Here is a 12,831-nt window from a genome sequence, read left to right as displayed (position 1 = left end):
GGTCTTGGTCACCGACAGGTCCGCGCCCGGGTCGTAGGTGAAGGTAACCGAAGGAGCTGTGCCGGCGGCCGCAGGCGCGAACGCCGCCCCCGCGACGCCGGTGGCCACGAAACTCGACCCGCCGCCGCCACCGGCGGTATGAGTGCCGGTGGTCCCACCGAGGCCGCCGTTGTACCCGGCACCACCCCCGCCGGATCCGAGTCCGGTCGCCGGGCCACCCGCCGGTGCGACGGCGGCCGGCGGACATGCACCACCGGCACCCCCCACGCCTGACGATGTCGCGCCGCCCATGATGCCCGCGTAGCACGTCGTGGCCGGCGTGGCACCCTGGCCGGCGGCGCCGCCCGTCGCGGTCGTGCTGCCGGCGCCGCCACCTCCGCCACCGCCTGCGACGAGCAGGGGTTGGCTGGTCGTGTAGAAGGCGGCCTGGCAGGCGGGCAGGGCCAACGAGCAGGTGCTGACGGCTGATGCACCGCCACCGGCACCGCCGCCGGCGCCGGGAGCTCCGCCGCCGAGGCCCACCTCGAGGTAGATCGTGCTGCCGGGCGTGACCGGCACGCTGGTTGCGCTGACCTGTGCGCCGGCGCCGCCGGCGCCCGCGGCGCCGCCGAGCGGAGTCCCGTTGGCACCACCGACGCCCACAGCCGCCACGTTCAGCAGCGCGGTGACGCCGGCCGGGACGACGAACGGCGTCTCGCCCACTCCCGAAATGGTGATCGTCGTGGGTGCCGCGCTCGCGGGCATAGCGCCCATGACGCCGAACCCGATGCCGCCGAGGGCCACCATGGCCGCCAGGGCTGCCTTGCCACAGCGCGTGGTCAATTGCGCACGAGCGTCCATGCTTCCCCCAAGATCGAACAATTGGGGACAAGATGCGGTCGCTGATTGCGTGCGCGCCAGCGCGTTGCGCCGCTCGGGCGGCTTCGACGTCCGACTCAAACACGACCGGTCGAGTTGACATTACGTCCGGATTGCACAAGTCTGTCCACATGTCGCGCCCTTGCGCTGCCCTCGCGCCCGTCAGCCAGTTGCTGACGCGTCGCCGGCACGTCGACCTGGTTCGGGTCGGCGCGGCGTTGTGTCCGGCCCTGCCGCGCTGACAGCCCTGTAGGCACGCGGCGGCGCTCGCCGCCATCAATCGAGTCAGAACCAGCCCACTCGGCATGCCCGGGCGGGCGTCTTGTCGCCGTACGACGACGACCCGAGAGAAGCGAGAATCATGAAAGTACGGTTCAGCCGGCCCTGGGCGGTGGGTATCGGTGCGGTCGCAATCACCACGGCCGCAGCCCCGCTGATCGCCGCGGGGTCCGCGCGGGCCGCCGACGAGGCGACGCCCAAGGTCACCCGCACGGTGTCCGAGGTCCTCGGCACGGGCGGCAAGCTGGCGCGCAGCATCAACTACACGGTCAATGTGCACTCGCACCCCCGTCGGGTGCGCACCGCCGAGGGCAACGGCAACCCGTTGGACGGCACCTCGCTGGGGGGCCTGCCCAGCGTCCCGTTCGTCGGTGCGGCCGGTCCGGGTGAGGCCGGCTACAACCCGACCCTGAAGAACGAGGCCGAGGGCGGCACCAACTGTCCCGCGCAGGGTGCGGGCCACGAGTACCTGATCGTGTGGGCGGGCAAGATGAACGCCGGCGACATGACGGGCAGTCAGGTCACCGCCCTGTTGACCGGTGGCGCGGTGAACCCGCAGGGTCTGGCCAGCGTCGCGCCGATCCAGTACGGCGAGACCGGGTCGGACATGATGGCCACGATCGACGCCGAGAAGGGCTGCGACACCTTCGGCAAGGTCGTGAACGTCTCGGTGATCTCCGGCCCGGACGGCATCGAGAACGAGCCGCACCACATGCAGTACTCGTGGTACCCGGGCCAGTCGGTCTGGGCCGGCGGCCTGTTCAGCTCGCGGTTGTTCACCTACGACCTGTCGTCGCTGCCCAAGGTCACCCTGCAGCAGACGCAGGAGCCCTGGGCGACGCCGTCCGGCTCGATCTGGGACGCCTTCGCCACCCTGCCCAACGGCGACGCTTTCGGCACCCTCATGGGCGGTCCGCTCTACGCCTACGGCACCACGCCGGGTTCGGTCGTGGAGATCGCCGGCAACAGCCACCCGGGCAAGAAGCCGGGCGACATCCTCGGCGAGTGGGCATCAAACGCGCCGACCTCGCTGGTCAACGACGGCGACGGATCCACCAGTTCCGCGATGGCGGACCAGCTCAAGGGTGCGGGCAACTCGGCGACGACCCTGTTGTCGAAGACCCCCGAGGACGGCGGCGTCGACCAGAACGGGTACAGCAAGTGCCCGGACTTCGGTTCCTGCGCCAACCCGCACGGCATCCAGGTCCGCAAGGACCTGAACACGATGGTCACCTCCGACTACGCCGAGCCGGCCACGTTGGTCGAGGACCCGGTCAAGCCGGGCAACCCGAATGAGTTCCGCCGCACTGTGCGGGTGTGGAGCTTCTCGACCGACGGCTGCTCGGGTCACCAGACCCCGGGTGCCTCGGTGAGCAACCCGAAGATCTGCTCGGTCGACGTGATGCCGGCCGGTCCGCGGGACAGCGCGAACCCGTCGCACGCGGAGAACATGGGCATCATGGAGAACGGGTCGACGCAGAACTACCCGCTGCCCGACGGTCGCATCCCGAAGGGCTGGTTCTCCGAGTCGATGTGCGGCGGCGCGGTGTTCTACACCCCGGACATCACCGACACGGCGAAGTACCCGTGGCACGAGGTGTTCGACTCGACCGCCGCGGCCAACGCCATCACCACCGGCGGCGACGGCAAGACTGCCGGCGGGGGCAACTTCGGCAAGCATCCGCTGAACGAGCCGGCCGGTTGCGACGGTGCCGCGTGGGACGTCGTCTCGCCGGACAACCGGTTCCTCGGTCACGCCGTCAACGGCCGCTACGTGCTGCAGGACAACTACGACGACGCCGGCAGCCCGAAGATGGTCTACACGATCAGCATCACCAAGCTGCTCGAGGCCGGGACGCACTACCAGTGCGACCTGAACAACAACATCCGGGCGCTGGCCGACCCGACCCGCGGCGGCAAGGACTGCCCGACCGTCGCCGGTGTGGTGCCGATCAACGACCCGACCTCCGGTGGTCCGCACTGGGCCTCGTACGACAACTACTCCTTGGCCAAGATCAAGATCAAGGACGCGAAGACCGGCAAGTGGTTCATCGACACCCATGCCCCGACCCGGATCGCGGAGGCGAACTACTTCGTCGCCCGTACCGGTGTCGACGGCAACCACTCGGTCTGCATGATCGACATGGACCCGGTCTCCGGCGCACTGAAGCTGGACACCGACTTCGTCGACGAGACGCAGGGCACCCCGTGTGTCCAGTTCAACCGGCGCGACTGGCCGGACCCGAACATCAAGGGTTTCTACAAGCCGCACTCGATGCTGTTCGTCGAGAACGGCGCGCCGGCCAGCGGTGACACCCCGTACGGCAAGGACTACGGCGCGAACTGCGTCAACGGCCTCGTGGAGAAGGGGGCCTGCCGCGGTTACTGGGGCGAGCCCATCGACATGGGCGCCGACACTGCCGGCCTGAAGTACGAGGACTGATCAGGAGTTCGTTCCAGATGACGGAAATCCACACGCCGCGCCGGCGCCACGCCCGGCGCGGCGGGTGGGTGCCCAGGGCCCTCGTCGTCGCCACCGCTCTGGTGGCCTGCGGCGTGGGCGTTCGGGTGCTCACCACTCAGCAGAGTTCCGCGGCCGCCGTCTGGCAGCCCGTCGGCATGTCGATCGCCGCGGCCGAGGACACCGCGCACGCCCAGCAGGTCGGCACCCTGGCTCCCGGCGTCGTCGGTGCCAACACGTTCGTGCTGGCGCTGGAACAGCCGCAGACCTACGGCCGGCCGCAGCAGCCCGAGCACATCAGCGCGCTCACCGCGCGGGCGACGTCGGCCTCCGGTGCCGCCCGCGACCTCGTGCTGCACCCGAACGCCGGTCGTACCGCCTGGTCGGCCCCGATCGATCTGCCGGGCACCGGCAAATGGACTTTCGCCGTGCGCATCGAGCGCCCGGGGCAGGCCGCCGAGTCGTTGAGCCTGGTCGAGAACGTCGTGTCCGCCAAGCCGGGCAAGCAGGAGATCATCGGGATTCCCGCCGACCTCACCGGCGCCAGGTCCACGCTCTGCCGCAACCAGGCGCTCGGTGCCCAGGTGGCGATGGCCGACGTCGACGCGACCGCCAAGCCGCACACCACCAAGACCCGTTTCGACGTGGTCGACCTGTCCGCCGGCGCGGACGCCGCGCTGGCCCGGCTGACCCAGCTCGGCGCCCGCGCGATCGCGTTGCCCTGCGGCGACGACGCGGCCGTGGCCGCGGTCGCCCGCGCCGCGCACGACCGCGGACTTCCGGTCGTCCTCGGAGCGGCACCGGCGCAGGCCACCGGCCCGGGCGTCTGGTCGACGCTGCCGGACTGGACCCGGGAGGGTGCCGCGATCGGCGCCCAGACCCGCACCCAGGCCGTCGGTGCCGTCGACGTCGTCACCGGCCCGAGCGCCACCGACGCGGCCGAACTGGCCGGGCTGCGCCAGTCCCTGACCGGTTCCGGGCTGGCTGTGCACTACGAGGGTGTGCCGGCCGACCCGGCGGCGTGGGTCGCGCAGGCTGCGCACTACAACGTCGCCGTGCTGCTGCTCGGCCCGGCCGAGGTCAAGCCGGTGCTGCAGGCGCTTTCAGGTGTCGTGACCAAGACCGGTTCGCGCGGCCTGCCCGGCCGCGGCGTGCTGGCCTCCAGCCAGTTGATGGACGCCGACGTCATCGACTCCGCCTGGCCGATCACCAAGATCGGCATCGTCGAGTTCGCCAGCGACATCGACCCGTTCGACCCGATCGTGCAGTACTACATCCAGCGCCTGCAGATCTCGGCCCCGACGGTGCGACCCACCTTCGACGGCATCCGCGGCTACGACGCGGCGCTGGCGCTGGCCGAGGCCATCCGGGTCGCCGGGGGCAGCCGGGGCAAGGTGCCGGCCGGACCGCAGATCGCCTCGGTGATCGGCGCGCACATGGGCGCGTTCACCATCGGCAGCTACGGCGTGAACTGGTCGGCCAACGGCGGGCACTCCAACCGCGTGGCGTTCTTCCGGACGACCTACCTGAACCCGATGGCCATGCCGTACGAGACCCCGGTCGGCGACAACATGGACGCTGCGCACATGGGCGGACTGCTCGGCATGGGCGGCTTCGAACAGGTCGCGCCGTTCCGGACGTTGTCGTGAGCCTGCGGACGCTCGCCGCTCCACTGGTGGTGCTCGGTCTGCTGGCCGGGTGCGGTGCGCCGTCATCGGAGCGATCCGCGTCCGCGGCGACATCGACCCCGGTCGCCGAGACGGCCGCGGAGCACTGCTCGCCGAGCCTGCTCGGTGCCGGGTTCCAGCGCGATGCCAACTACAGCGGGGATCTGACGTCCAGTCAGTACAGTCCGATGGCCGACGTGCAGGCCGCCCTGCTCTACGACCAGTACCAGTCCGGGTACCGCACGGTGCTCACGGCGCTGACGACCAGGACCGCTCCGGAGGTCTTCGCCAGCTGCGTCTCGATGCGCTTCCCCGACGAGCAGCAAGCCACCCGCTTCCTGTCCTCCTACCGCGACCTGCGCTCACAGGCCGGGGCCCTGGCGAAGTCCGTCGACCCGGGGAAGGTCGGGTCGCTGACCGACCTCGTGGCCTACCAGGAGCAGCAGCAGTCCTTCCAGGCCTACGGAATCACCGACGCCAACCAGATCGAACTGGCCGGGCGCTCCGGATCCCGGCTGTTCATCGCGACCGTGGCCGGATCGGCCCCGACGCTGGACCACGCTCGGGCATTGGCCGCGGCGATGGTCTCCGCGTGAGACGGACAGCCCTCGTCGTCGGCGCGCTTGCGCTGCTCGGCCCGCTCACGGCGTGCGGGAAGGGCTCCGGCGCCTCCGCGCTGCCCGCGCCGGCCGTGTCGGCCCCGGCCGGTGCGGCACCGAGTGCCTCGCCCGCCCCGTCGGACGCGCCCACGCTGCGCCCCAGCGCGATCGCCGATCCGGGCCTGCCCTCGACCCTGGGCGACGGGAAACTGACGGATGGTCAGATCAAGCAGTTGGCGCAGTACTTCGAGGACAAGGTCGCCGCCGCCTACGCCGCCGGGGACGCCGATGCGCTCGCCCACTACCTGGCGGGCATGCAACTGATCGGCAACCGCGCCACGATCGAGAAACTGAACTCGCTGCACCGGCGGAACGTCTACTCGATCACCATCCGCAAGGTCGACGTGTCCACCAACGCCGGCGGCCACCTGATCTTCGACATCACCGCCGAGGAGACGAGGAACTACTTCGTCGACTCCACGGCCGCCACGCCGACACCGTTGAACAACGGCCTGCCGGGCGCTCGGGCGGTCGACGAGACGATCTTCCTGGACTTCAACCCGGGCAACCACACCTGGTACTGGACGGGGGAGAAGGCCCAGCAGGCCGGTACCGGTACCGCCGGATGAGGCAGCGGCCTTCCGGAGTCCCGTCCCGGCGTGTCTGACGCTCCGTCAGGGATTCCGGTCCGGCACGGAGTAGTTTTCCCGCCATGAACAGGCGTAGCCAGTTCGGATGCGGGATCGCCGGCCTCCTCGGAGCGGCGCTGATCCTGATCGGCATGATCGTCGCGGACTATCTGCCGCCGCCGAAGGCCAGTTGGACCGCCGCGCACCTGGCGCATTTCTACGCGAGCGAGACCGACCGGATCCGGGTCGGCCTGCTGTTGCTGTTCGTCGGCACCTGCGGTTGGGCGACGTTGATGGCCGTGGTGACGGTGCAGCTGCTCCGCACCGAGGGCCGGCGGCCGGTGCTCTCGGTGCTGCAGGCCGTCACCGGGACCGCGACGTACGTGTTGCTCCTGTTGTTCACGGCGATCCTCTCCGCGGCGGCCTTCCGGCCGGAGCGTCCGCCGGAGGAGACCCAACTGCTCCACGACGTCGGTTGGTTCATGGCGTTCCTGACCGCGCCCGCGTTCGTGCTCCAGGCGCTCGCGGTCGGCGCGGCGATCCTGGCCGACCGCACGGCGAAGCCGGTCTATCCCCGGTGGCTGGGCTACGTCGGGATCTGGGCCGCCCTGTTGCTGGCGCCGGGCACGATCCTGCTGTTCTTCCACTCCGGTGTGTTCGCCTACCACGGCCTGATCTCCTACTGGATACCGTTGTTCGCCTTCGGCGGCTGGATGGTCGCGATGTCGCTGGGCGCTCTGCTCGCCGCGAAGGCCGACGACGCCACGCCGACGCCCGTAGCTTGACCGGCGTTTCTTGATTAGTTCCAGATAACCAGGTAATACTGGGCGTCGTGATCACGACGCCGGACTACGAGCACATGTTGCGCGCAGCCGCGCTGCGGGTGACTCGTCCCCGGGTCGCGGTGCTGGCGGCGGTGCACGGCCACCCGCACGCCGACACCGACTCGATCCTCGGGGTCGTCCGCTCGGAGCTGGCCGACGTGTCCCACCAGGCCGTCTACGACGTGCTGCGGGCCCTGACCACCGCAGGGCTGGTGCGGCGCATTCAGCCGCCCGGTTCGGTGGCCCGCTACGAGTCGCGGGTCGGCGACAACCATCACCACGTCGTGTGCCGCTCGTGCGGGGTGATCGCCGATGTCGACTGCGCCGTCGGCGAGCGTCCGTGCCTGACCGCGTCCGACGACCAAGGTTTCGTGATCGACGAGGCCGAGGTCGTCTACTGGGGCCTGTGCCCCGCCTGTTCGGCCGTCAATACCTGAACGCCCAACCCCGGAAGGATTCACCCGTGTCCGACGATGTCGACGCCAAAGTTGGAGAGATCAACGAGGAGATGGCCCGCTGTCCGGTCGCGGGCAATCGTGCCCCGCACCCGACCGCCGGCGGTGGTAACCGCGGTTGGTGGCCCGATCAGCTGAACCTCAAACTGCTTGCGCAGAACCCCGACATCGGCAACCCGATGGGCGCCGACTTCGACTACGCGGCCGAGTTCAAGACCGTCGACCTCGACGCGTTGGCCAAGGACGTCGACACCTGTCTGACGACCTCTCAGGACTGGTGGCCGGCCGACTACGGCCACTACGGCCCGTTCATGATCCGCATGGCCTGGCACAGCGCCGGCACCTACCGGATCAGCGACGGCCGCGGCGGCGCCGGGGCCGGCATGCAGCGCTTCGCGCCGCTGAACAGCTGGCCGGACAACGGAAACCTCGACAAGGCCCGCCGCGTGCTGTGGCCGGTCAAGCAGAAGTACGGCCGCAAGGTGTCCTGGGCCGACCTGATGATCTTCGCCGGCAACCGCGCCCTGGAGACGATGGGCTTCAAGACCTTCGGTTTCGCCGGTGGGCGTGCGGACGTGTGGGAGCCGGAGGCCGACGTCTACTGGGGCCCGGAGACCACCTGGCTCGGCGACGACCGCTACACCGGCGACCGCGAGTTGGAGAACCCGCTCGGCGCGGTGCAGATGGGCCTGATCTACGTGAACCCGGAAGGCCCCAACGGCAACCCGGACCCGGTCGCCTCCGGCCGCGACATCCGCGAGACCTTCCGGCGCATGGCGATGAACGACGTCGAGACCGCCGCTCTGGTCATCGGCGGCCACGCCTTCGGTAAGGCCCACGGCGCCGGCGACCCGGTGCACGTCGGCGCGGAGCCCGAAGGCGCCTCGCTGGAGCAGCAGGGCCTGGGTTGGGCCAACAGCTTCGGTACCGGACTCGGCGTGCACGCGATCACCAGCGGCATCGAGGGCGCCTGGACCCCGACCCCGACCAAGTGGGACAACACCTACCTCGAGGTCCTCTTCGGCTACGAGTGGGAGCTGACCCACAGCCCCGCCGGTGCCCAGCAGTGGAAGCCGGTCGGCGACACCGGCGCCGGCACCGTGCCGGACGCCCACGACCCGAACGTGCGCCATGCCCCGATGATGACCACGGCCGACATGGCCATGCGGATGGACCCGATCTACGAGCAGATCTCGCGGCGCTTCCTGGAGCACCCCGAGGAGCTCGCCGACGCGTTTGCCCGTGCCTGGTACAAACTGACGCACCGTGACATGGGCCCGCGCAACCGCTACCTCGGCAAGCTCGTGCCCGCCGAGGTGCTGGTCTGGCAGGACCCGGTCCCCGCCGTCGACCACCCGCTGATCACCGCGGCCGACGCCGTCGAGCTGAAGAAGCGGATCCTCGACTCGGGTCTGACGGTCTCTCAGCTCGTCTCCACTGCGTGGGCCTCGGCGGCCTCGTTCCGCATCAGCGACAAGCGCGGCGGCGCCAACGGCGCGCGCATTCGCCTGGAGCCGCAGAACGGCTGGGAGGTCAACAACCCCGATCAGCTCGCCCTGGTCCTGCGCACCCTCGAGGGCATCAAGCAGTCCTTCGGCAAGCCGGTCTCGCTGGCCGACGTGATCGTGCTGGCCGGCGACGCCGGCGTCGAGAAGGCCGCCAAGGACGGCGGATTCCCGGTCGAGATCCCGTTCACCCCGGGCCGCACGGATGCCTCCCTGGAGCAGACCGACGTCGAGTCGTTCGCCGAGATGGAGCCGGTCGCCGACGGCTTCCGCAACTACGTCGGCAAGGGCAGCCGACTGCCGACCGAGTACCAGCTGATCGACCGGGCGAACCTGCTCGGCCTCTCGTGCCCGCAGATGACCGTCCTGGTCGGCGGTCTGCGCGTGCTCGACACCAACTACAACGGGTCCTCCCTCGGCGTGCTGACCAAGACGCCGGGCAAGCTGACCAACGACTTCTTCGTGAACCTGCTGACCATGAGCACCACGTGGAAGCCCACCTCGCCGGACGCGGAGACCTTCGAGGGCCGCGACAGCAGCGGCGCCGTGCGCTGGACCGCCAGCCGCGCCGACCTGGTCTTCGGCTCGAACTCCGAACTGCGCGCCGTCGCCGAGGTCTACGGCAGCGACGACGCCAAGGAGAAGTTCGTGACGGACTTCGTGGCCGCCTGGACCAAGGTCATGAACGCAGACCGTTACGACGTCTGAGCCAGGCACCCAGGTCCGGGTCGGTCGCCCTCGGCGGCCGGCCCGGACCTTCTACGTCCGCGCCGATCCGGTCAGTCCCTGAGGTCGATCCGGATCGTGAGCAGGTCCGTCCCGACCGTCTTGACCGCGGCACTGTTGAACTTGGGCAGGGAACGCAGCCGGGCGCGGGCGTCGTCGTCGGGGAGCAGGTACGCGGTGCCCGAGTGCCATCGGCCGCGGACCCGGACCCGCACTTCCGGGTCGGCCTCGATGTTCTTCACGTACTGCGAGTTGGTGCCGAATTCCGCCACCATCCAGAACGCGTTGTCGACCGTGCGGCCGCCGATCGGGGTGCGCCGCGGCTCACCCGACTTGCGGCCCGTGGTCTCCAGCAGGATCTGGATGGGGACCTTGCGCATCAACGGGTTGGCGACGTACTTCTGCACCTTGTTCACGACCCGTTGGCGGCGGCTGACGGCCATGGGCTTCCCTCCGGTCGATGGTCCTCCTGAACTTAGCGGGGCTTGTCACGCACCTGCCATCGGCGTCGTCCTGAAGTCGACGGCCGTCAGGGTTGTTGCGTCCAGGCGAATGTGGTCATCATCGCGTCGAACAGCGCGACCCACTCAAGGTTTTCGGGCGCCAACGTGGTGAACGTGACCACCAACCAGCGGTCCGGGTCGTCCGGGAAGGGCATCAGGTAGTCGACGCGTCGGAACGGCAGGGGAGCGCCGTGGTTCGGGTCGGCCGGGTGTGTGCTCTCTGCCCTCGAACAGACCGCCCCGGCGATGATGACCTGCTTGCCGCCCGGCGCGGCCGCCAGGCGCTGCACGAGCAGCGACGGGTCGAGCGGGTCCAACGACCCGAACGCCACGTCGGCGACGGAGATCGCCGCCGGCACGGTCAGCCCGTGCAGCGCGGCGATCGGGACGTAGAGGTGCACGCAACTGTCGGCGCGCGCCCGGGTCGCGGTCTTGCCCAACTCGACCGTCATCTGCTCGCGCCAGTCAGGCGGTGGAGTGTGCCCTTCGGTAGCGGCGTCCAGGATCGCGGCGACGGCCTCGTCGGTGCCTGCCCGTAACGGGATCTGCGCCCAACCCGGCGGCAGCAGGATCTGGTAGCCGATCACTGCTCCGGCGGTGACCACGGGACCGGTAGGTGACCGGGGACGGCCTGGTGGAGGTTGATCAGGCTGACGAATTCGTCAATGTCACCCGCTGCGCCCGTCATCCGGCCGAGGTCGGTGTCGGTGGCGCGAATGGTGACGACCGCCTGCCGGGTTGGGACCTTGAAGGCGTAGCAGACCGAAACCCAGGTGGTCTGGGTGCCGGGCAGGTCTCCGGGCTCAGGGTCGAGCGTGCCGTAAATGGTGACCTTGCGGCCGGTACCGAGTGTCTCGGTCGTGAACTCCTCAACGACCGGCGGCCGGATCGCCTCGGAGGCCTCGGTGGCCTTCTCGACGGTCAGATCAGGTGCGTCGTCGACCCAAACCCTCACCGGTAGCGCGGAGATGGTCGGGCTCGGCACATGGAGGTAGGTCGTGATCTCGAACGCGTCTTTGGGATGGAACCCGCCCCACTTCTCCGCGTAGTTGAGGTACTCCACGGCGGTGCGATCAATGGCATCTTGGCCAGGCTTCTCCACCCCGTTCAGCTCGGCCCAGACCCCCCAACTGGAACCCGCCAGGTCGTCGGCCCATTCAGCCGGGCTCTTCCAGTGGCCATCCCAACCGGTAGGGATGCCCATCCACTTGATGGGGTCGGGCCGTACATGCGCGTACAGCACCTGATCCAAGGGCGTCCCGTTGGCAGTGTGCCCAAGGGAGCCTGCGGTGACGTAGCCCCCGCTGCTGCCGCCACCGTGTTTGTCGCGGTGAAAGAGGTTCATCCCAGCCACCCTACGGCGATCTTCGAACTGTCCTTGAAGCCGCGGTAAGAGGCGCTCCACTGGTTCGCGCCTTTGTCGCCGAGGTCGATGGTGGTGGCGGCGGCAAAGACGCCTCGCCCAGCCCAGGTCACCTTGCGCAGGTTCCGCGCCGCGTACTCCACGGCGGGGTCTCCGACATGTCCCGACGCTAAACGCTTACCGGTGTTGACCAGATGGGCGTCGTCCTTCGCCCCAGCGAAGAACTCGTGCACCCTGCTCGCGGCGGCCTCAGGCGCCTCCAGCACGTCGCGGGCTGCTGCTTCCCCAGCTTGCCGAGCGTATCCGTCGATCTCGAAGAGTTCCGAGCGCGCCGTGCGCAGTTCGAGGTCGCTGCTTGCCGGATCGACGATGATGCGTTCGGCTGCCTCTCGGGTCGCCGCCGACTCCAGTTGCACACTCTCCACAGCTTCACGCTCGGCAGCTCGGGCGGCGGCGCCGCGAGTGGCATCGACGATGCCCTCCAGGCCCTTGGACAGCGCCCTGCCCGCGCCGAAGCTGGCCATGGCGGCGACGTCGAGCCCGACGTCGAACCAGGACCCCTCGCCCTCGGCGGCCATGAGGGTGTGGGTTGCCGCGATGCCGCCGGCCAGGACAAGCGTGGGAAGGAGCAACGGAGGGAACCAGATCGCCGCCAACCCCAGGCCCGAGGTCAGCAGGCCAAGCTGGTTCGTCAAATGCTCGAGCTGCTCGGCATGGTGCTCGACGAACGAGTGGACGTGGTCCCAGAACCCGTCAGCCAGTTTGTCGTCGATCGCGTCGCCGATCTTGTGTCCCCAGTACCGGTCACGCTCGGCCGCCGCGGCCAGGATCGTGGCCAACTCCTTGCGGGCCGCGAGCAGATCCTCGGTCGCCGGGTCCAAGGCTTGCGTTTGGTCGGTGCCGAGCATGTCGAAGAACTCGTAGCGGAAGTTCGGCGGCAGCGGCGGGGCATTCGGGTCCCG

The 12,831-nt window shown here is 69.6% G+C and carries 12 protein-coding genes; 7 read left to right on the top strand and 5 right to left on the bottom strand.

Features of this window, described 5'->3' with window-relative positions:
• Window positions 1-822, bottom strand: an 822-nt coding sequence (locus tag VHU88_19690) for a hypothetical protein (GenBank protein ID HEX3613920.1), incomplete at its 3' end; no start/stop codon positions are given.
• 397 nt (window positions 823-1,219) lie between these two features.
• Between VHU88_19690 and VHU88_19685 the strand changes: the two genes are divergently transcribed.
• From VHU88_19685 to katG, 7 genes are all read left to right on the top strand, one after another.
• Complete coding sequence (locus VHU88_19685; protein HEX3613919.1) at window positions 1,220-3,580, top strand: hypothetical protein; 2,361 nt, start codon at window positions 1,220-1,222, stop codon at window positions 3,578-3,580.
• A 17-nt stretch (window positions 3,581-3,597) separates the two neighbouring features.
• Window positions 3,598-5,247: a hypothetical protein gene (locus VHU88_19680; GenBank protein HEX3613918.1), complete on the top strand. Its 1,650-nt coding sequence runs from the start codon at window positions 3,598-3,600 to the stop codon at window positions 5,245-5,247.
• Window positions 5,244-5,861, top strand: coding sequence for a hypothetical protein (locus VHU88_19675; protein HEX3613917.1), 618 nt, complete (start codon window positions 5,244-5,246; stop codon window positions 5,859-5,861). The genes VHU88_19680 and VHU88_19675 overlap by 4 nt, the downstream gene beginning before the upstream one ends.
• Window positions 5,858-6,493, top strand: a complete 636-nt coding sequence (locus VHU88_19670; protein HEX3613916.1) for a hypothetical protein — start codon at window positions 5,858-5,860, stop codon at window positions 6,491-6,493. The genes VHU88_19675 and VHU88_19670 overlap by 4 nt, the downstream gene beginning before the upstream one ends.
• A gap of 83 nt (window positions 6,494-6,576) precedes the next feature.
• Window positions 6,577-7,278, top strand: coding sequence for a hypothetical protein (locus VHU88_19665; protein ID HEX3613915.1), 702 nt, complete (start codon window positions 6,577-6,579; stop codon window positions 7,276-7,278).
• Window positions 7,279-7,325: 47 nt separating this feature from the next.
• Window positions 7,326-7,754 (top strand): Fur family transcriptional regulator, encoded by a 429-nt coding sequence (locus VHU88_19660; GenBank protein ID HEX3613914.1) that lies wholly within the window; start codon window positions 7,326-7,328, stop codon window positions 7,752-7,754.
• A 26-nt stretch (window positions 7,755-7,780) separates the two neighbouring features.
• Window positions 7,781-9,985 carry a catalase/peroxidase HPI gene (katG, locus tag VHU88_19655; GenBank protein HEX3613913.1) on the top strand — a complete coding sequence of 735 codons (2,205 nt, stop codon included), beginning with the start codon at window positions 7,781-7,783 and terminating at the stop codon, window positions 9,983-9,985.
• Window positions 9,986-10,056: 71 nt separating this feature from the next.
• Here katG and VHU88_19650 read toward each other — a convergent pair whose 3' ends face one another.
• From VHU88_19650 to VHU88_19635, 4 genes are all read right to left on the bottom strand, one after another.
• The gene (locus VHU88_19650; protein HEX3613912.1) at window positions 10,057-10,446 is read right to left on the bottom strand and encodes a nitroreductase/quinone reductase family protein; all 390 of its coding nucleotides are present in this window, start codon (window positions 10,444-10,446) and stop codon (window positions 10,057-10,059) included.
• A gap of 86 nt (window positions 10,447-10,532) precedes the next feature.
• Window positions 10,533-11,093: a hypothetical protein gene (locus tag VHU88_19645; GenBank protein HEX3613911.1), complete on the bottom strand. Its 561-nt coding sequence runs from the start codon at window positions 11,091-11,093 to the stop codon at window positions 10,533-10,535.
• Entirely contained in the window at window positions 11,090-11,851 is a 762-nt protein-coding gene (locus tag VHU88_19640) for a hypothetical protein (protein HEX3613910.1), read from the bottom strand. Before VHU88_19640 ends, VHU88_19645 begins: the two co-directional genes overlap by 4 nt.
• A complete protein-coding gene (locus tag VHU88_19635) occupies window positions 11,848-12,777 on the bottom strand; it encodes a hypothetical protein (GenBank protein ID HEX3613909.1) in 930 nt (309 codons plus the stop codon). Before VHU88_19635 ends, VHU88_19640 begins: the two co-directional genes overlap by 4 nt.
• Between the last annotated feature and the right edge of the window lie 54 nt (window positions 12,778-12,831).

The organism is Sporichthyaceae bacterium (assembly GCA_036269075.1).
Lineage (GTDB): Bacteria > Actinomycetota > Actinomycetes > Sporichthyales > Sporichthyaceae > DASQPJ01.
Note: the sequence above shows the minus strand (reverse complement) of the source record. Positions and strands in the feature narration are given on the sequence as shown.